General features: G+C 69.9%; 16 protein-coding genes. 7 read left to right on the forward strand and 9 right to left on the reverse strand.

The window, feature by feature from the left end:
* Positions 1-20 precede the first annotated feature (20 nt).
* Positions 21-1,994 carry an FUSC family protein gene (locus tag UAA55_RS10320; protein ID WP_322952603.1) on the reverse strand — a complete coding sequence of 658 codons (1,974 nt, stop codon included), beginning with the start codon at positions 1,992-1,994 and terminating at the stop codon, positions 21-23.
* Between the two features lie 110 nt (positions 1,995-2,104).
* On the opposite strand from UAA55_RS10320, the gene UAA55_RS10325 reads away from it, so the two are divergent.
* Genes UAA55_RS10325 through UAA55_RS10335 form a run of 3 tightly spaced genes read left to right on the forward strand, consistent with a single transcriptional unit; the run spans position 2,105 to position 3,908 of the window.
* Positions 2,105-2,434 (forward strand): LysR family transcriptional regulator, encoded by a 330-nt coding sequence (locus UAA55_RS10325; RefSeq protein WP_322952604.1) that lies wholly within the window; start codon positions 2,105-2,107, stop codon positions 2,432-2,434.
* The gene (locus UAA55_RS10330; protein WP_322952605.1) at positions 2,398-2,997 is read left to right on the forward strand and encodes a LysR substrate-binding domain-containing protein; all 600 of its coding nucleotides are present in this window, start codon (positions 2,398-2,400) and stop codon (positions 2,995-2,997) included. The genes UAA55_RS10325 and UAA55_RS10330 overlap by 37 nt, the downstream gene beginning before the upstream one ends.
* 14 nt (positions 2,998-3,011) lie before the next feature.
* A complete protein-coding gene (locus UAA55_RS10335; RefSeq protein ID WP_322952606.1) occupies positions 3,012-3,908 on the forward strand; it encodes a LysR substrate-binding domain-containing protein in 897 nt (298 codons plus the stop codon).
* Here the strand turns inward: UAA55_RS10335 and UAA55_RS10340 are convergent.
* From UAA55_RS10340 to UAA55_RS10355, 4 genes are all read right to left on the reverse strand, one after another.
* Positions 3,905-5,329 (reverse strand): efflux transporter outer membrane subunit, encoded by a 1,425-nt coding sequence (locus UAA55_RS10340; protein ID WP_322952607.1) that lies wholly within the window; start codon positions 5,327-5,329, stop codon positions 3,905-3,907. The two genes, UAA55_RS10335 and UAA55_RS10340, sit on opposite strands and share 4 nt — an antisense overlap.
* Before the next feature lie 3 nt (positions 5,330-5,332).
* Positions 5,333-6,253 (reverse strand): HlyD family secretion protein, encoded by a 921-nt coding sequence (locus UAA55_RS10345; RefSeq protein WP_322952608.1) that lies wholly within the window; start codon positions 6,251-6,253, stop codon positions 5,333-5,335.
* 11 nt (positions 6,254-6,264) lie between these two features.
* On the reverse strand, positions 6,265-6,453 hold the full coding sequence (locus UAA55_RS10350; protein ID WP_322952609.1) for a DUF1656 domain-containing protein: 189 nt from the start codon (positions 6,451-6,453) through the stop codon (positions 6,265-6,267).
* A gap of 209 nt (positions 6,454-6,662) precedes the next feature.
* The gene (locus tag UAA55_RS10355; protein WP_322952610.1) at positions 6,663-7,019 is read right to left on the reverse strand and encodes a hypothetical protein; all 357 of its coding nucleotides are present in this window, start codon (positions 7,017-7,019) and stop codon (positions 6,663-6,665) included.
* Between the two features lie 317 nt (positions 7,020-7,336).
* On the opposite strand from UAA55_RS10355, the gene UAA55_RS10360 reads away from it, so the two are divergent.
* Positions 7,337-8,854, forward strand: coding sequence for an acetyl-CoA hydrolase/transferase family protein (locus tag UAA55_RS10360; protein ID WP_322952611.1), 1,518 nt, complete (start codon positions 7,337-7,339; stop codon positions 8,852-8,854).
* A 16-nt stretch (positions 8,855-8,870) separates the two neighbouring features.
* Here the strand turns inward: UAA55_RS10360 and UAA55_RS10365 are convergent, their stop codons facing one another.
* Together UAA55_RS10365 and UAA55_RS10370 are read right to left on the reverse strand one after the other, a co-directional pair.
* Positions 8,871-10,430: a tryptophan halogenase family protein gene (locus UAA55_RS10365; protein WP_322952612.1), complete on the reverse strand. Its 1,560-nt coding sequence runs from the start codon at positions 10,428-10,430 to the stop codon at positions 8,871-8,873.
* A 10-nt stretch (positions 10,431-10,440) separates the two neighbouring features.
* Positions 10,441-11,802, reverse strand: coding sequence for a cation:proton antiporter (locus UAA55_RS10370; protein WP_322952613.1), 1,362 nt, complete (start codon positions 11,800-11,802; stop codon positions 10,441-10,443).
* A gap of 145 nt (positions 11,803-11,947) precedes the next feature.
* Here UAA55_RS10370 and UAA55_RS10375 point away from each other — a divergent pair, with 145 nt between their 5' ends.
* Both UAA55_RS10375 and UAA55_RS10380 read left to right on the forward strand, forming a co-directional pair.
* Positions 11,948-12,169: a type II toxin-antitoxin system Phd/YefM family antitoxin gene (locus UAA55_RS10375; protein WP_322952614.1), complete on the forward strand. Its 222-nt coding sequence runs from the start codon at positions 11,948-11,950 to the stop codon at positions 12,167-12,169.
* Positions 12,169-12,669, forward strand: coding sequence for a PIN domain-containing protein (locus UAA55_RS10380; RefSeq protein WP_322952615.1), 501 nt, complete (start codon positions 12,169-12,171; stop codon positions 12,667-12,669). The genes UAA55_RS10375 and UAA55_RS10380 overlap by 1 nt, the downstream gene beginning before the upstream one ends.
* Positions 12,670-12,699: 30 nt before the next feature.
* Here the strand turns inward: UAA55_RS10380 and UAA55_RS10385 are convergent, their stop codons facing one another.
* Entirely contained in the window at positions 12,700-13,620 is a 921-nt protein-coding gene (locus UAA55_RS10385; RefSeq protein WP_322952616.1) for a cell envelope integrity EipB family protein, read from the reverse strand.
* A 353-nt stretch (positions 13,621-13,973) separates the two neighbouring features.
* Here UAA55_RS10385 and UAA55_RS10390 point away from each other — a divergent pair, with 353 nt between their 5' ends.
* Positions 13,974-14,651, forward strand: a complete 678-nt coding sequence (locus UAA55_RS10390) for a GGDEF domain-containing protein (protein ID WP_322952617.1) — start codon at positions 13,974-13,976, stop codon at positions 14,649-14,651.
* A 178-nt stretch (positions 14,652-14,829) separates the two neighbouring features.
* Here UAA55_RS10390 and UAA55_RS10395 read toward each other — a convergent pair whose 3' ends face one another.
* Complete coding sequence (locus UAA55_RS10395; RefSeq protein ID WP_322952618.1) at positions 14,830-15,312, reverse strand: DUF1579 family protein; 483 nt, start codon at positions 15,310-15,312, stop codon at positions 14,830-14,832.
* Between the last annotated feature and the right edge of the window lie 7 nt (positions 15,313-15,319).

The following is a 15,319-nucleotide window of genomic DNA, read 5'->3' on the forward strand; positions in this document are numbered from 1 at the left end:
CGCGAATCCACCGGCCCGCGCTAGCCGGCCAGTTGCCGGCACCAGGCGGCCAGATCCAGCAGGCCGTGACGCCGGGGGCCGGTCGCGTCGGCCGCCGCGACTTCCAGCCGCCGCCCGGCCCGCCGGGCGAAGGACGACAGGCGCGCCGGTTTCTCGACCAACCGGCCCAGCGCGCGCATGACCGCGTCGCCCCGACGGCGATCCTGGGGCGCCAGACCCGGCAGCAGGACGCGCATGGCGATCAGGACGCGCCCCACGTCCATGCGGGCGCGGGCGGTGGCCAGGGCGCCGCCGTCCCCCCGTCCGCCCCACACGGCCAGCCGCGCCAGACGGTGATTGTGGCGGTATTCCCAGGCCGCCACGTCCGGTAGGGGCGCCGTGCCACCCGCCAGCGTCCGCACGCTGGCGGTGAAGCTGGCCAACAGGCGCCGCACCTCCCCCCGCCCGTCCACCGGCAGGATCAGCCGGTAGGTCAGCAGGATCCACAGGGCGGACAGGACGATGGCGGCGAAGGCGTTGAGGAAACCCTGCAGGTCGTAGTTCATCGGATTGGTCGGAGCCACCAGGGTCAGGAACAGCAGCGGCATGAAGGCGCCGAAGTCCCCCCGCCCCGGCCGCTGCGACATCAGCGCGGTTACCAGGATCACGGGCGCCAATACCAGCGACAGGCCCCAGAATTCCGACACGGCCGGCAGCGCCAGGAAGGTGACGGGCAGGCCCAGCAGCCCGGCCCAGAGGGCGGCGCGGAAGATCTGGATGCTGACCTGTTCGGGGTTGGCGCGACTGGCCAGCAGGGCACCGAAGGCGCTGGTCCAACTGACCATGATGGTGCCGGCCGGCCATTCCGTGGCGATCCAGAAGCCCGCCGCCAGGCCGACGGAGATCAGGGTGCGCAAGGCGGCGATGACGGCGCTGCCCAGGGGCCCATCCGCCGGCTCGGGCAGGGTGAAGGACAGGCGTCGCGTCGGGTCGCGCGCCACCGCCACCTGCACCATGAGGTCCATCACCTCCCCCAGTTGGTGGGCCGCGGAGATGGACCCCGGATCGCCCACCCGGCGGGCCAGGCGCAAGGCGGCGCGCAGGCGGCGCCGCGCGGCTGCCGCGGCCACGCGGAAGGCCGGCCCGTCGCCGGCCCCCAGCAGGGTCAGGCAGGCCAGTAGCGGATCCGCGGCCGGCAGCACCGTCAGCGCCCGCCGCGCCGCGTCCACCCGCGCCAGCAGGCCGAACAGGGCGGCGGCGGTGACGCGGGCGCCGTCGGCCTGGCGGCGGAAAGCGACCGACTCCACGGCGGCGTAAGTCGCCAGGTCGTCCAAGCCTTGCAGTTCCGCCAGCAGTTCCCGGTGCGGGCCGGACGCGCCGGCGCCGGTCAGGTCGTTGGCCAGCGCCCCGGTCACGGCGGCGGTGACGCGGTTCACCCGGCTGTCCAGCCGCTGGGCCGCCGTCACCGGCCAGACGATGCCCGACACCGTCATCTTGGCCAGCACCCCCACGACGATGGCGGCGACGCGGGCGGCCGCGATGTCGAAGGTACGCAAGGGGTCGTCCACGGCCCCCAGCGCCACCAGGGCCAGGGTGTAGCCCGCCAGCACGGCGGCATAGGACCGGAAGCGGCGCAGGCGGGTGGCCAGCGCCACGCAGCCCGCCAGCCACAGGCTGTAGAGCAGCAGGAAGGCCTCCGGCGATTGGCCGAAGCCCGCCATCAGCGCCAGCGCCGCCGCCGCCCCCACCAGGGTGCCGGCGATGCGCCATACGCTCTTGGCGATGACGGCGCCGCTCATGGGGTGGCTGACGATCAGCACCGTCACCGCCGCCGTCTGCGGGCTTTCCAGCTGCAAGGCATAGGCGAGATAGAGCGCCAGCAGGGCCGCCAGCACCGTGCGCACGGCGTGACCCAGCGCCCCTCGGCTTGGAACCAGGCTGGTGAGATACCGGGAGGGGAAGGTGGGCGGCACGGCAGGGGAAACGCCAAAGGATCGGGGACTGGGCTGGCCCATGAGCGAGACGCCAGCCAGTTCATCGATTTGGATGATGCTCCCCGGCCTGCCTACGGTCCAATATATGGCTGGATGGTTTTCGATATCCAAAACAGACAGGACGCGCCGCCTTGGACATCCGCCACCTGCGCTATTTCACCGCCGTCGCCGAAGAGCTGCACTTCACCCGCGCCGCGGAGAAGCTGGGCATCCGCCAGCCGCCGCTGAGCCAGCAGATCCAGCAGCTGGAGCGGGAGATCGGCAGCCCCCTGTTCCACCGCCTGTCCCGCGGCGTAGAGCTGACGGCCGTGGGCGCCAGCTTCCTGGAGGACGCCAAGGCCATCCTGGCGCAGATCGACCGGGCCGTGACCTCCGCCCGCCAGGTGGCGCGGGGGAAAAGGGGCGCCTGCGCCTGGGCCTCAGCATGTCGGTCACGGCCCATCCCTGGATCGCCCGGCTGATCCGCGACTACCGCGCCAAAAGCCCGGGCGTGCAGCTGACGCTGGAGATGAACGATTTCGGCCAACTGACCGACGCGGTGCGCGACCATACCCTGGACGTGGCCCTCTTGCGCGGCCGCACGGCGGAGATTCCCGGCCTCACCTCCTACACCGTGGTGGAGGAGAAGCTGATGGCGGCCCTGCCCGCCACCCATCCGCTGGCCGGGGTCGGGCCCATCGACCTGGCCCAGTTGGCGGACGAGGATTTCCTGCTGATCTCGCGCAGCGCCGGCCCCAACGTGTACGACATCATCATCGCCGCCTGCCGCGAGGCGGGTTTCAGCCCCCGCATCGTGCAGGAGGTGCCGGCCTTCCCGCCCCTGCTGAACCTGGTGGGCGCCGGCCTGGGCGTGGGGGTGGTGCCGGACAGTCTGCGGTCCATGGGCCTGGACAGCGTGCGGCTGCTGGACCTGAAGGGCGGTCACGACAAGGCGCCCATCGTCCTGGTCTACCGCTCCAACGAGGGCGCCACCGCCGTGCGCGACCTGGTGGCCCAGGCCCGCCGCGCCGCCGCCACCCCCTGAGGGACCCGAAGACCATGTTGGAACTGAAACTGCTGCGCTCCTTCGTCCTGCTGGCGGAAGAGCTGCATTTCGGCCGGGCGGCGGAGCGGCTGCACATCGTGCAGCCGGCCCTGACCCAGCAGATCCAGTCGCTGGAGCGGCAGATCGGCACGCCCCTGCTGAACCGGGCGCGCGGCCGCATCAGCCTGACTGACGCCGGCGCCCTGGTGCTGGCGGAGGCGCGCAAGACCCTGGAGCAGGCGGCACGGACGGAGGCCATCGGCCGCCTGGCCGGCCGGGGCGAAGTCGGCAAGCTGGAGGTGGGCTTCGTCGGCTCCGCCGGTGTCGGCGCCCTGATGCCGGCGGTGCTGCGTGATTTCCGGCGCAGTCATCCGGCCGTGGAGTTGCACTTGGTGGAAATGGCGGTGGGGCCGCAGCTGGCCGCCATCGCCGCCGGCACCCTGGACGTCGGTTTCGTCCGCCTGCCGCCGCTCAGCCTGCCGCCTGGGGTGACGGTCCTGCCCCTGCGGCCGGACAGCCTGGTGGCGGCGCTGCCGGCCGGCCATCCGCTGGCGGCACTGGATGCCATCCCGGTGGCGGCGTTGGCGACGGAGCCCATGGTGCTGCACCACCGTGCCGGGGCGGCGGAGCTGCGCAGCCTGATCGACGACCTGTGCGGCCGCCATGGCTTCACCCCCCAGGTGGTACAGTCGGTGCCGCAGATATCGCTGACCGTCCGGCTGGTAGCCGCCGGCCTAGGATTGTCGCTCCTGCCCGGGTCCATCGCCTGGCTGGCCGTGGAGGGCGTGATCTACCGCCCCCTGGCCGATGCCGACATCCAGTACACCCTGGCCTTGGCCCACCGCCCCCAGGATCCGGCACCGGCGGTGCGGGCCTTCGTCAGCCTGGCCGGCGCGGCGGCGGAGGCCTAATCGGCCCCGTCAAGATCGACGCCTTGCCAGCCGCCGCCCAGCGCCTTGTAGAGCGTGATGACGTGCTCCACCCGGGCCAGGCGGCTTTCCGCCTCCCGGTCCTCCGCCTGGTAGGCCTGGCGCTCGCTGTCCAGCACCTTCAGGAAGTCGGTGAGGCCGGCGCCGTACAGGCGGGTGGCGTGATCCAGGGCTTGGCCCGCGTCGTCGCGGGCGGCGGCCAGGGTCTGCTGCCGCCGGGTTTCCGTCTGGTAATTCACCAGCGCGTCCTCAACATCGCGCAGCGCCTCCTTCACCGTGCGCTCATAATCGATGCGCGCGGCCTCGGCCTCCGCCTTGGCCATGGTGATGCGGGCGTCGTCACGGCCGCCGTTGTAGACGGGGCCCGTCACCTGGGCCCCCAGGGAATAGGTCAGGCTGGCCAGGCTGAACAGCTTGCCCAGGTCGGCCGCCTGGGGCAGCAGGGTCAGCGGGATGGCGAAGTGGGGCAGGCTGGCGGCGGTGGCCACGCCGATGCGGGCGGTGGCCGCCGCATAGCGCCGGTCGGCCTGGCGGACATCCGGCCGGTTGGCCACCACCTCGGACGGCACGGACACCGGCAGGCTGTCGGGGACGGACAGCAGGGGCGCCGGCTGGCTCAATTCCGTCTCCAACTCCCCCGGGTAGCGGCCCAACAGCAAGGCGATGGCGTAACTCATGCGCGCCACTGTGGCTTCCAGCGGCGGGGTGGCGGCCTGCACCGTTTCCAGTTGCGCCCTGGCCTGCGCGATGTCCAGCACCGTGCCCAGGCCGCGCTGATAGGCGCGCTGCGCCAGGTCCAGGGCCTTGGTGGCAACGGCGATGTTGTTCCGCGCGATGGTCAGGCGCAGCTGGGCGGCGCGCAGGCGGGCGTAATCGGACGCCACCTCCGCCAGCAGGCTGACCAGGACGGCGCGCCGGCCTTCCTCGGTCGCGGCGACGTCGGCGTCGGCCGCCTCCACCGCCCGGCGGGTACCCCCGAACACGTCTATCTCCCAGGTCGCGTCCAATTCCGCCTGCCAGGTGTGGTAGCTGCCGATGCCGGCCGGCCAATCCACGCTTTCACTGGATCGTTGCAAGGCCGGATCGATACCCAGACGGACATCGGGCAGGTCGGCGGACTTGGCGATGACCCGCGCCGCCCGGGCCTGCACCAGGCGCTGGCGCGCGATCTTCAAATCTTCGTTATCCGTGATGGCCACCTGGACCAGGCGGCTAAGCGTGGGATCACCGAAGCCGTCCCACCAGGCGCGCATGGCGTCCACGCCGGCCGCCGGCGGCAGCTGTTCGATCCACCCCTTGGGCAAATCGTCCAGCGGCACGGGCTTGTAGTCGGGGCCAACCACGGAACAGGCGGACACCATGCCACCCAGCATCAGGGCGGCCAGGGCCTTACGGCGGATCATGGCTCAGATCCTCGATTCCAGGCGGGCAAGCACCCGGCCCACGACGCCCTGCGGACGTGCCGCCTCATCCCCCACCGACACGGTGCAGGTCATGCCGGCGGCGAGAACCACGCCGGGCGGCACGGTGTCGATGCCGATGCGCACGGGGATGCGCTGCGCCAGCCGCACCCAGGTGAAGACCGGGTTCACGTCCTGCAAGCCATAGGCGTTGGGCGCGCTGTTGCGGTCGTTGATGCCACGGGCGATGGTTTCGACATGGCCGGTCAGGGGCGCGGCGTAGCCCATGAGCTTCATGCGGGCCGGGTCGCCCTCATGGATGCGGGCCAGCTTGGTTTCCTCGAAATAGCCTGAGACCCAGAAGCTGTCGGTGTCGATGACCGCCACCCGGGGCTGGCCCACCGTGGCGTAGTCGCCCACGCGCAGGCGCAGGTTGGTGACGTAGCCGTTGACCGGCGCGCGGATGATGGAGCGTTCCAGGTTCAGGTTGGCCAAGTCCAGCGCCGCCGTCGCCGCGTCCAACTGGGCATTGGCCACGCTGGCGGTGCTACGGAACCGGTCCTGCTCGGCCTCGGACACCACACCGGCCAGGCCCTGGCGGCGCTGCGCATCGCTGAGCTTCAGGGCCCGGTCATCGCGCGCGGCGGCGACGGCGGCGCGGGCCTGGGCCTGGGCGATGCGGAACCGCACCGGATCGATGACGAACAGCACGTCGCCCTTGTGGACCAGCTGGTTGTCGTGCACGGGAATGTCGACGATGGTGCCGGCCACCTCCGGCGCCACGTCCACCACCTCCGCCCGCACGCGGCCGTCGCGCGTCCAGGGCGCCAGCATGTAGCGCTGCCACAGGGCGCCGATCAGTAGGATGGCCAGCGCCACCAGGACCAGGGTGGAGGCCCCGCGCCCCAGGGCGCGCGCCAGGGTCATGAGGCGAGCGTTCACAGCAGCACCAGACCGGAGAGCAGGATGGAGAACAGGGCCGCCTCGACCAGGGCGGGGTGCCAGACGACGCGCCAGAAGCCCAGGTAGGCCAGCAAGCCGCGCAGCAACAGGAAAAGCACCAGGGTGACGGCGACATAGCCGACAATGGGGGCCATGAAGATGCCGGCGACATCCAATTCGGCCATGACGGAAAGGACCTCGTTGGGAGTGTGGAAAAAGAAAAGGACGCGGCCCGAGGGTGCTCCCCTTGCCGCGTCCTTTCCCTGAGCGTGAGGTGCCCGGCAACCCGATGGGAGGGGGGCCGGCGGGCACCGTCACGAAGGGGGCAGGGGTGGGCGGAACCGGATCAACCGCCCCTGGACCATTAGGCCTCCCCCGCCCCGTAAAGACCCTGTCAGTTGGCCGACAGGGCCTGCGCCGTCAGCGCCGCGTCCAGATTGTCGACGCAGGAATTGAAGTCGGCGGTACCGGGGGTGGCGCCAGCGGCGGCACAGGCCTGCTGTTCACGGCCGACCTGGGCCGAGACCTGGGCATGCGCGCCCTTCACATGGGTCAGCACGTTGGTGCAGGCGGCGAAGTCGGAATTGGCCGGGTGCAGGCCCATGGCCTGGCAGGCCTGGCTGACCGCCGGGGTCACCACCACCTCGGTGCCGGCCGCGTTGGCGCTCAACGGCGTGGACAGCGCCAGAACCGACAGGGCGGCGGCAACGGCGGCGACCTTACGGGACGAATTCTTCAGCGGGGCGAACATTCAAGCATCTCCATCAATCAACCGGGCCGCGTCCTGTCAGGTACAGCGCCTTCAGTCGGCGCGGTCGTTGGTGAGATGAACTATGCGCCCGTCTGTTGCGGTGCGTCTAATATATCGAAATGGCATCTTCAATATCTATTCGATATGGTTGGGACTCAAGCCCACGATCAGAATCCGTGATCGTCGCGCCCTTGAGAAACTATTGGAGGGGCAGCGGCGCAGGGCCCCAAATATTCGGTGCCCGCACGCCGCAGGGACCACAATGACCAAGGGTCCTTGGCCACCCAGGCGGCCGGTGACGAACAACGGACAAGAACATGGTTAGAGAGCGAATTCGTCTGAGCAGCCTGCACGACCGCGTCATGAGCGCCGAGCAGGCGGCCGCCCTGATCCAGGACGGCATGACGGTGGGCATGAGCGGCTTCACCCGCGCCGGTGATGCCAAGGCCGTCCCCCTGGCCCTGATCAATCGCGGGCGGGCCGAACCCCTGCACATCAACCTGCTGACCGGCGCCTCGCTGGGCAACGATCTGGACGGCATGCTGGCCGACGCCGGCATGCTGAAGCGCCGCCTGCCCTTCCAGGCCGACGCCCGCCTGCGCGCCGCCATCAACCGGGGCGAGGTCATGTTCATCGACCAGCACCTGTCGGAAATGGTGGAGCAGTTGCGGTCCGGCGCCCTGGGGCATCTCGACTGCGCCATCATCGAGGCCAGCGCCATCACCGAGACGGGCGCCATCGTCCCCACCACCAGCGTGGGCAACTCCGCCAGCTTCGCCATCCTGGCCGACAAGGTGATCGTGGAGATCAACCTGGCCCAGCCGGCGGACCTGGAGGGCCTGCACGACATCTACATCCCCAAGCGCCGCCCGGCGCGCGAGCCCATCGGCCTGACCCGGGCGTCGGATCGCGTGGGCACGCCGGCCATCCCGGTCGACCCGGCCAAGATCGCCGCCATCGTGGTGACCAACCAGCCGGACAGCGCCACCACCCTGCAGCCGGCCGACGCCGACACCGCCGCCATCTCCCGCCACCTGATCACCTTCCTGGAGCAGGAGGTGCTGGCCAGCCGCCTGCCCCGGCACCTGCCACCGCTGCAGGCGGGAATCGGCGCCATCGCCAACGCCGTGCTGGCAGGCCTGAAGGACAGCCCCTTCACCGACCTGGAGCTGTACAGCGAGGTGCTGCAGGACAGCGCCTTCGACCTGTTCGATGCCGGCAAGCTGGCCTTCGCCTCAGCCTCCAGCATCGTGCTGACGGCCCCGGTCATGGCCCGGGTCATGCCCAACATCGCCAGCTACCGCGACCGCATCGTCCTGCGCCCGCAGGAGGTCAGCAACCATCCCGAGGTGGTGCGCCGCCTGGGCCTGATCGCCATCAACACCGCCATCGAGTGCGACATCTACGGCAACGTGAATTCCACCCACGTCAATGGCACGCACATGATGAACGGCATCGGCGGGTCGGGCGACTTCGCCCGCAACGCCCAGCTGTCGGTGTTCGTCACCAAATCGCTGGCCAAGGATGGCCGCATCTCCAGCATCGTGCCCATGGTCACCCATGTGGACCATACCGAGCATGACGTGGACGTGATCGTCACGGAACGCGGCCTGGCCGACCTGCGCGGCCTGGCGCCGCGCGAGCGGGCGCGGGTGATCATGGAGAACTGCCTGCACCCCAGCTATCGCGCGCAGATGGCCGACTATGTGCGCCGGGCCGTGGCCCGGGGCGGGCAAACCCCGCATGTCCTGGAAGAGGCGTTCAGCTGGCACACCCGGGCGCAGGCGACAGGCAGCATGCTGGCCGAAACCGCGCCGGAGGCCCTGTCGGCGTAACAGTCCGGTGCGGGCCTCAGGCCCCGACCTTGCCGAGCGCGCTGATCTGGTGCATGCGCCGGATCAGCGCCCGGTGGGCCGGCAAATCCCTGGTGGCGTGGTCGCCATAGGCCTGGATGCGGGCGAAGGTCTTGCGCGCGGCGTCCGCCTCGGGATAGGCGGCGCGCGCCGCCGACAGGTCGGTCTCGAACCCCATGCCGTACAGGATGTACTGGTAGTTGAAGAAGGCGAAAGCCTCCAGATCCAGCGCGAAGTCGAAGCGGCTGGGCGGCCGGGTGCGCCATTGCGCCAGCAGGTCGCGCAAGCCCGGCGGGATGGAGGCGGGGTCGCGGTTGTCGCGCCAGAACGGCTCTTCCCGCCTGCTCAGGCAATAGTGCAGCTTCAGGAAATTGACGATGTTCTCGAAGCGCCGGGTCATCAGCTCGTTGAAGCGGGCGGCCGGCGCGTCCCAGTTGCCATCATGGGGGAACAGCTCCGCCAGCATGCCCACCGCCACCTCGATCAGCACCACGCTGGTGGACTCCAGCGGCTCCAGGAACCCGCCGGACAGGCCGATGGCGACGCAGTTCTTGACCCAGGGCGTCTCGCGATAGCCGGCGTCAAAGGCGGTCTTGCGCAGGGGCGGCGGCTCGACACCCGAGCCCAGGTGGGGGGCGACATAGGCGCGCAGAACCCCCTCGGCCTCGTCGTCCGACATGTGGTCGCTGGAATAGACGCAGCCCACGCCGCGCGCGCCCTCCAGCCCAATCTCCCAGGTCCAGCCCGCCGCGTGCGCCGTGGCCACGGTGCAGCTTTCCAGGGGGGCGTCCGCCGCGCCATAGGGCACCTTGCAGGACAGGGCGCGGTCGGTGAACAGGATGGGCTTCACCGACTTCCGCGGCACGCCCAGCGCCCGGCCGATCAGCTCGGCGCGGAAGCCGCTGCAGTCCAGGTAGAAGTCGGCGGAGATCGCCCCGTGCTCCCGCGTGATCAGGTGGGCGATGGCGCCGTCCGCCGCCAGGGCCACGTCCGTCACCGTGCCCTGCAGGTGCTGGACGCCCAGCTCCCGCGCGCGCGCGGCCAGGGCCACGGCGGCCTTGGCCGCGTCGAAATGATAGGCGTAGTTCAGCGGCGCCTCGAAGTCGCCCTCGGGCCCTCGCTTGGGCGCCCGCTGGGCGTCGGTCACCTGCTGCTGGAAGGTCATGGCCTGGGCGAAGGGCAGGCGGCGCCCGTCCTCCTGCAGCAGCCAGTAGGGCACGAGGCCCGCGCCATCCGTGGGGAAAGGCGCCTCGAAGGGGTGGAAGAAGCTGTCGTCCCCGCCCCCGTCCACCCAGCGGGCGAAGCGGATGCCCTGCTTGAAGGTGGCGGCGGTCTCGCGCATGAACTGGGCCTCGTTCAGGCCCAGGAACCTCAGGGTGCCGCGGATGGTGGGGAAGGTCCCCTCCCCCACCCCGACGATGCCGATGTCCGGCGCCTCCAGCAAGGTGACGCCGATGGGACCATCCGGGCGCACACCCAGGTACCTGGCGAGGTAGGCGGCGGCCAGCCAACCGGCCGTGCCGCCGCCCACGATCAGGATGGTCCGCTTCAAGGTCATCAGGTCAACGTCACGCCCGTTCGGGAACAGCCCCCAATTCACCACTCAGCCGGGCCTTGCGGCCGTAGACCAGTTCGAACAGCGGGGACGCCATCATAGTCGTGACGATGGCCATCAGCACCAACATAGAGAACAGCGTCGGCCCGATGATGCCCTTTTGCAGGCCGATGTTGATGATGATCAGCTCCATCAGGCCGCGCGAGTTCATCAGCGCGCCGATGCCCAGGGCCGTGCGGTTGTCCTCGCCGCACAGGCGGGCCGCCGCGTAGCAGGCCACCCCCTTGGCGACGATGGAGGCCACCAGCACGCCCAGCGCGATCAGCAGCAGCGAGGCGGAGTTCACCATGTCCATGCGGGTGTTGAGGCCGGAATAGGTGAAGAACATGGGCAGCAGCAGGACCACGGCCAGCGGCTCCACCTTCCTCTTCAGCTCTTCCACGAACTTGCCGCGCGGCATGGCGGTGCCGACGATGAAGCCGCCGAAGATGGCGTGGATGCCGACCGCGTCCATGATGAAAGCCGACAGGCAGAACACCGACATGGTGATGGCCAGCACGGTGTGCGTCATCTCGCCCCGCCGTTCCACCGCGCGGCCCAGCGGCGCCAGCAGGCGGCGGCCGAACAGGATGACCAGCAGGGCGTAGGCCACACCGCCACCGATGGCCAGCACGGCGATGCCGGGGCCGGCGCCGAAGATGGCCAGCACGATGGCCAGCACGCACCAGGAGGCGGCGTCGTCGAAGGCGCCGGCCGTCAGTGACAGGGTGCCCAGGGCGGAGTTGCTGAGGCCGCGCTCATTGATGATGCGGGCCAGCATGGGGAAGGCGGTCAGGGCGATGCAGGCGCCCATGAACAGGGTGGCCTGGCTGAGCGGCAGGCCTTCGGCGAACAGGCCGGGCACCTTCAGCAGCATGGGCGTGATCAGCACCGCGATCAGGAAAGGGGCGGCGATGCCGGAGAGGGAGACGGCGAACGCGCTTTTGCCGTTGGTGCGGAAATGGTCGCCCCGGAAGGTGGTGCCCACCAGGAACATGTAGAGACCGACGCCGAACTGGGCGCCGACGTACAGCACGTTCTTGGTCTCCTTGGGGAACAGCTCGGCGGCGAAGCCGGGGAACAGCAGGCCCAGCAGGGACGGGCCCAGCACCACGCCGGCGATCATCTCACCCACCACCTGGGGTTGGGCCAACAGCTTCTGTCCCAGCCAGCCGACGACGCGACAGGTCAGGATAATGGCCGTCAGCTGCAGGAAGAAATGGACGCTGTAATCCGTCGGCGTCATGGCCCCGCTGGGACCGTGCGGCGACAGCAGGTGCGTCGCCGTGTCGACGATGTTCTGCACTGTGTCGGCAGAGAAAAGATCCGAAGCCATGACGCGATTCCACCCTCGTTCTTTGATTCGTTTCCCGGCTTTGCGCCTGTTACCGATACCAGGGTTAGGGGTAGGTTTCGCACGTTGTCAAAGAATAAAAAACGTAGGAATGTAGCAACATCTGAAACGCCAGGAATGTAGCAACATGGCTACAATAAGCAGCCGGGATTTCAACCAGGACGTGGGCGGCGCCAAGCGGGCGGCGCTGAGCGAACCGGTGTTCATCACCGATCGGGGCACGCCCACCCATGTGCTGATGAATTTCGAGACTTTCCTGCGGCTTACCGGTGACGGGCAGAGCATCGTCGACCTGTTGGCCATGGCCGACGACGTGCCCCTGGCCCCGGCCCGCCTGGACCTCGCCTGATGTTCCTGCTGGACACCCCCGTCATCCTGGAGTTGCGCGGCGCCAAGACCGACAGGGCGGATGCCGGCGTGCGCGCCTGGGCCACCGACATCCCCCGCCAGCAGCTGTTCCTGTCAGCCCTCAGCCTGATGGAACTGGCGGAGTCGGTCGCCAAGGCGGAACGGACGGACAAGGCCGCCGGGGCGGCACTCCGCGCCTGGCTGGACGACCGCGTCATGGTGGCGTTCGAGGGCCGCATCCTGCCCATCGACGCCGCCGTCGCCCTGCGCCGCGCCACCGTCGCCCTGCCCAACAACCGCGACGCCCTGCTGGCCGCCACGGCCCTGGCGCACGGCCTGACGCTGGTGACACCCAACGCGGCGGCCTACCGCACCGGCCGGCTGAAGGTCTTCAACCCCTGGGGCTACGCCGGCGGGGAGGCGGAGGAGGACATCGCCGACTGGCGCCAGGCGGCCAAGACCAGCCCGGTGTGGCTGAAGAGCCTGTTCCTGCGGTTCTAGTGTTCGATCGCCGTCGGGCGCCACGGCGCCTCAGCAGGTGGGCTTGGGCAGGGGCTCCAGCGCCACCAGCTCGGCCCGCACCTTGAAGTCGCCATAGTCGATCAGCATGGACTGCACGATGCCGTTGTCCATCAGCATCATGGCGGTGTCGTAGTCGGGCAGCGCCTGCTGGTCGTCGTTGGCGAAGAAGGCCAGGTGCACGGGCCAGGCCTTGTCCTTGTGCAGGGCGGCCACGACGATGGCGTCCTTGGCCAGGGGCTTGGCCTTGCCGATGACGGCGGAGACGGGACCCGCCTCCTCCGCCTCCGACCCGTCGAACACGGGGCGGACATAGACCGGCGTGTCGCCGTGGCGGGCCTGGTTGATCAGCAACAGGGTGTGGGCCGTGGGGAAGACGGTGCCGGGCGCCAGCTCGATGTCCTGCGCCTTGGGCTTCTCGAAATGGGCGACGCCGCCGTCCTCGCCGTTCAGGGTGGCGACCCCCTTCATCTCCTCATCCGGCTGGCCGGTGGTCTGCTTGCGGACGTTGAAGCGGTAGACGCTGCCGTCCTTGGCCTCCCACGTCGTGTAGCTGGTGGTCATCTCCTGGTCGTCCGCCTCGGAATAGAGGAAGCGGATCTGGAAGCGCTGTTCCGTCGTCCAGCCGCGGCAGACGTCGTTCCAGGCGAAGTTCATGGCGCCGACCACCCCGGTGACGCGGCTGCCCTCACGCGAGGAGGCCAGCGTCAGGCGATAGGCGGCCCGGTGGGGAGACATCTGCGCGCCCACGGCCATGACCGTGCCAGCCATGGGGCCGCCGTTGGAAGTTGGGGCGATCGTGGGCGGGGCGGCGGGCGGCGCCGCAGGGGCGGGGGCCGCCGACGATGGGGGCGTGGCGGCGACGGCCGTCGCCGCCGGCAAGGCCAGAACGGCCAGGGACGCCAAACCCATGCTCACCAGACGTGCGCGCATTCTTATGGTCACTCTCGCTACCTCGATCCGGGCCAGGCCCGAACCCTCAGCATGCCGTGTACCGGGGCCCGACGCCAAGCTTCTTGTCGTCACAGGGCGCCGCACGCCCTGGGCTTTGGGTGATACGGTCGCGCCGGCCCCTGTCGTCGCCCCCCGGTCCCCCACCCTTTGGGATAGGGGGCAGACATTGCCGGTGGGATCTGGCGAAAGGGGGTCGGCAAAAACTGCCGCAGGTGGGGCGTGGCCCACCGCTGCAAAACGCAAACCCTTTCATTTCAACGCTCTAACCAGCGGCACAGCCCTTGCGATCTCCGGTTCGCGTCATACCCGACGCCCCCAACGGAGTAGCGCCCATGACCCCGCCGGACACCGCCCTGCCCCTGATGCCCGCCATCAACCTGACCCTGCCCCGGGGCCAGATGCCGGTGGGCCTGCGCGGACCCGAGGCGGCGGCCAGCCTGAACCAGCTGCTGGTGCAGGAACTGGCCATGCGCCTGGCGGACGCGGAGCGCATCATCACCGAACAGCGCGACCGTATCGACTACCTGGAAACGCTGAGCACCACGGATGAGCTGACCGGCCTCTTGAACCGGCGCGGCTTCCAGATCGCCTTCCGGCGCGAGCTGGCGGCGGCCCGGCGCGGCGGCCGGGGCGGCGTGCTGGTGATGGTCGACCTGGATGGGTTCAAGCGCATCAACGACGCGCACGGCCACCAGGCCGGCGACGCCTACCTGCGCATGGTGGCCCGCACCCTGGCCGACCATGTCCGCGCCCAGGACATCGTGGCCCGCCTGGGCGGCGATGAATTCGCCGTGCTGCTGACCCGCGTGGCGCCCGACCAGGGCATGCAGCGCGCCGAGGCCCTGTCCGCCACCCTGCACCGGATGGCGCTGGACTGGCAGACCCACAGCCTGCCCCTGAAGGCCAGCTTCGGTTGCCAGGCCTACGGCGCCGACGACCGCGAGGACGAGGTGCTGCACCGCGCCGACGTGCTGATGTACCAGACCAAGGCGGCTTCTAAAGCGGCTTGACGCCGCCCTGCCCTGCGGGCGGGCCCATCCGGGCCCTTGCTATCCTCCCTTTTCAGTCCACTGCGTTCCCCGAAAAGGTCCGGCGCCCGCGGTCGCGGGCTTGTCGCTTCGCTCCGGGTGACGGGTAGCGCAAATAAGGGAGAAGGCCTTCAGGCTGGCACGCCTGGGGGCCTTTTTCTTACCCCCGCCGCCGGTAGGTGCCCTTGAGGAAGGGTGTCCAGGTCAGGCCGCCGTCGATGGAGCGGTCTATGGCGGTTTCCATGTGGTCGGGCACGGGCCACCAATAGCGGTGGCGGGCGCGGCCGCGCGGGGAGGTGCGGATGAAGGTGAACCCTTCGGCACCCGGCTCCGCCGCCCCCTCGACCGGACCCCACAGGCCGGGTGCCGGGGTGGCGGGCACATAGCCCATGTCGTCGAACCAGAACAGCAGGTGCACCGCCACGTCCGGATCCCAGGTCAGGACACCGTGGGCGGTGAACGCGCCGGCCTCCCCCCGGTCGAAGACATAGTCCAGCATCAGGTGGTGGCCGTTGAGCGTGGGGCGCACGATCATGCGCCCCGTGCCGGGGCCACCGGGACCGAAGGGGCTGGGCTGCACGGCGTCCGTGCCCACCCAGTCGCCGGCGAAGGCGGCGGTCAGCCGCCGCATCTCCTCATGCATGGTGTTT

This window comes from Nitrospirillum guanabarense, assembly GCF_034653355.1.
Classification (GTDB): domain Bacteria; phylum Pseudomonadota; class Alphaproteobacteria; order Azospirillales; family Azospirillaceae; genus Nitrospirillum.

Coding starts and splice junctions, on each gene's coding strand:
- UAA55_RS10335 (WP_322952606.1), top strand. CDS start 3,012: ATGTTGGAACTGAAACTGCTGCGCTCCTTCGTCCTGCTGGCGGAAGAG.
- UAA55_RS10360 (WP_322952611.1), top strand. CDS start 7,337: ATGGTTAGAGAGCGAATTCGTCTGAGCAGCCTGCACGACCGCGTCATG.
- UAA55_RS10355 (WP_322952610.1), bottom strand. CDS start 7,019: ATGTTCGCCCCGCTGAAGAATTCGTCCCGTAAGGTCGCCGCCGTTGCC.
- UAA55_RS10395 (WP_322952618.1), bottom strand. CDS start 15,312: ATGCATGAGGAGATGCGGCGGCTGACCGCCGCCTTCGCCGGCGACTGG.
- UAA55_RS10370 (WP_322952613.1), bottom strand. CDS start 11,802: ATGGCTTCGGATCTTTTCTCTGCCGACACAGTGCAGAACATCGTCGAC.
- UAA55_RS10380 (WP_322952615.1), top strand. CDS start 12,169: ATGTTCCTGCTGGACACCCCCGTCATCCTGGAGTTGCGCGGCGCCAAG.
- UAA55_RS10345 (WP_322952608.1), bottom strand. CDS start 6,253: ATGACCCTGGCGCGCGCCCTGGGGCGCGGGGCCTCCACCCTGGTCCTG.
- UAA55_RS10375 (WP_322952614.1), top strand. CDS start 11,948: ATGGCTACAATAAGCAGCCGGGATTTCAACCAGGACGTGGGCGGCGCC.
- UAA55_RS10320 (WP_322952603.1), bottom strand. CDS start 1,994: ATGGGCCAGCCCAGTCCCCGATCCTTTGGCGTTTCCCCTGCCGTGCCG.
- UAA55_RS10385 (WP_322952616.1), bottom strand. CDS start 13,620: ATGCGCGCACGTCTGGTGAGCATGGGTTTGGCGTCCCTGGCCGTTCTG.
- UAA55_RS10390 (WP_322952617.1), top strand. CDS start 13,974: ATGACCCCGCCGGACACCGCCCTGCCCCTGATGCCCGCCATCAACCTG.
- UAA55_RS10330 (WP_322952605.1), top strand. CDS start 2,398: ATGTCGGTCACGGCCCATCCCTGGATCGCCCGGCTGATCCGCGACTAC.
- UAA55_RS10365 (WP_322952612.1), bottom strand. CDS start 10,430: ATGACCTTGAAGCGGACCATCCTGATCGTGGGCGGCGGCACGGCCGGT.
- UAA55_RS10350 (WP_322952609.1), bottom strand. CDS start 6,453: ATGGCCGAATTGGATGTCGCCGGCATCTTCATGGCCCCCATTGTCGGC.
- UAA55_RS10340 (WP_322952607.1), bottom strand. CDS start 5,329: ATGATCCGCCGTAAGGCCCTGGCCGCCCTGATGCTGGGTGGCATGGTG.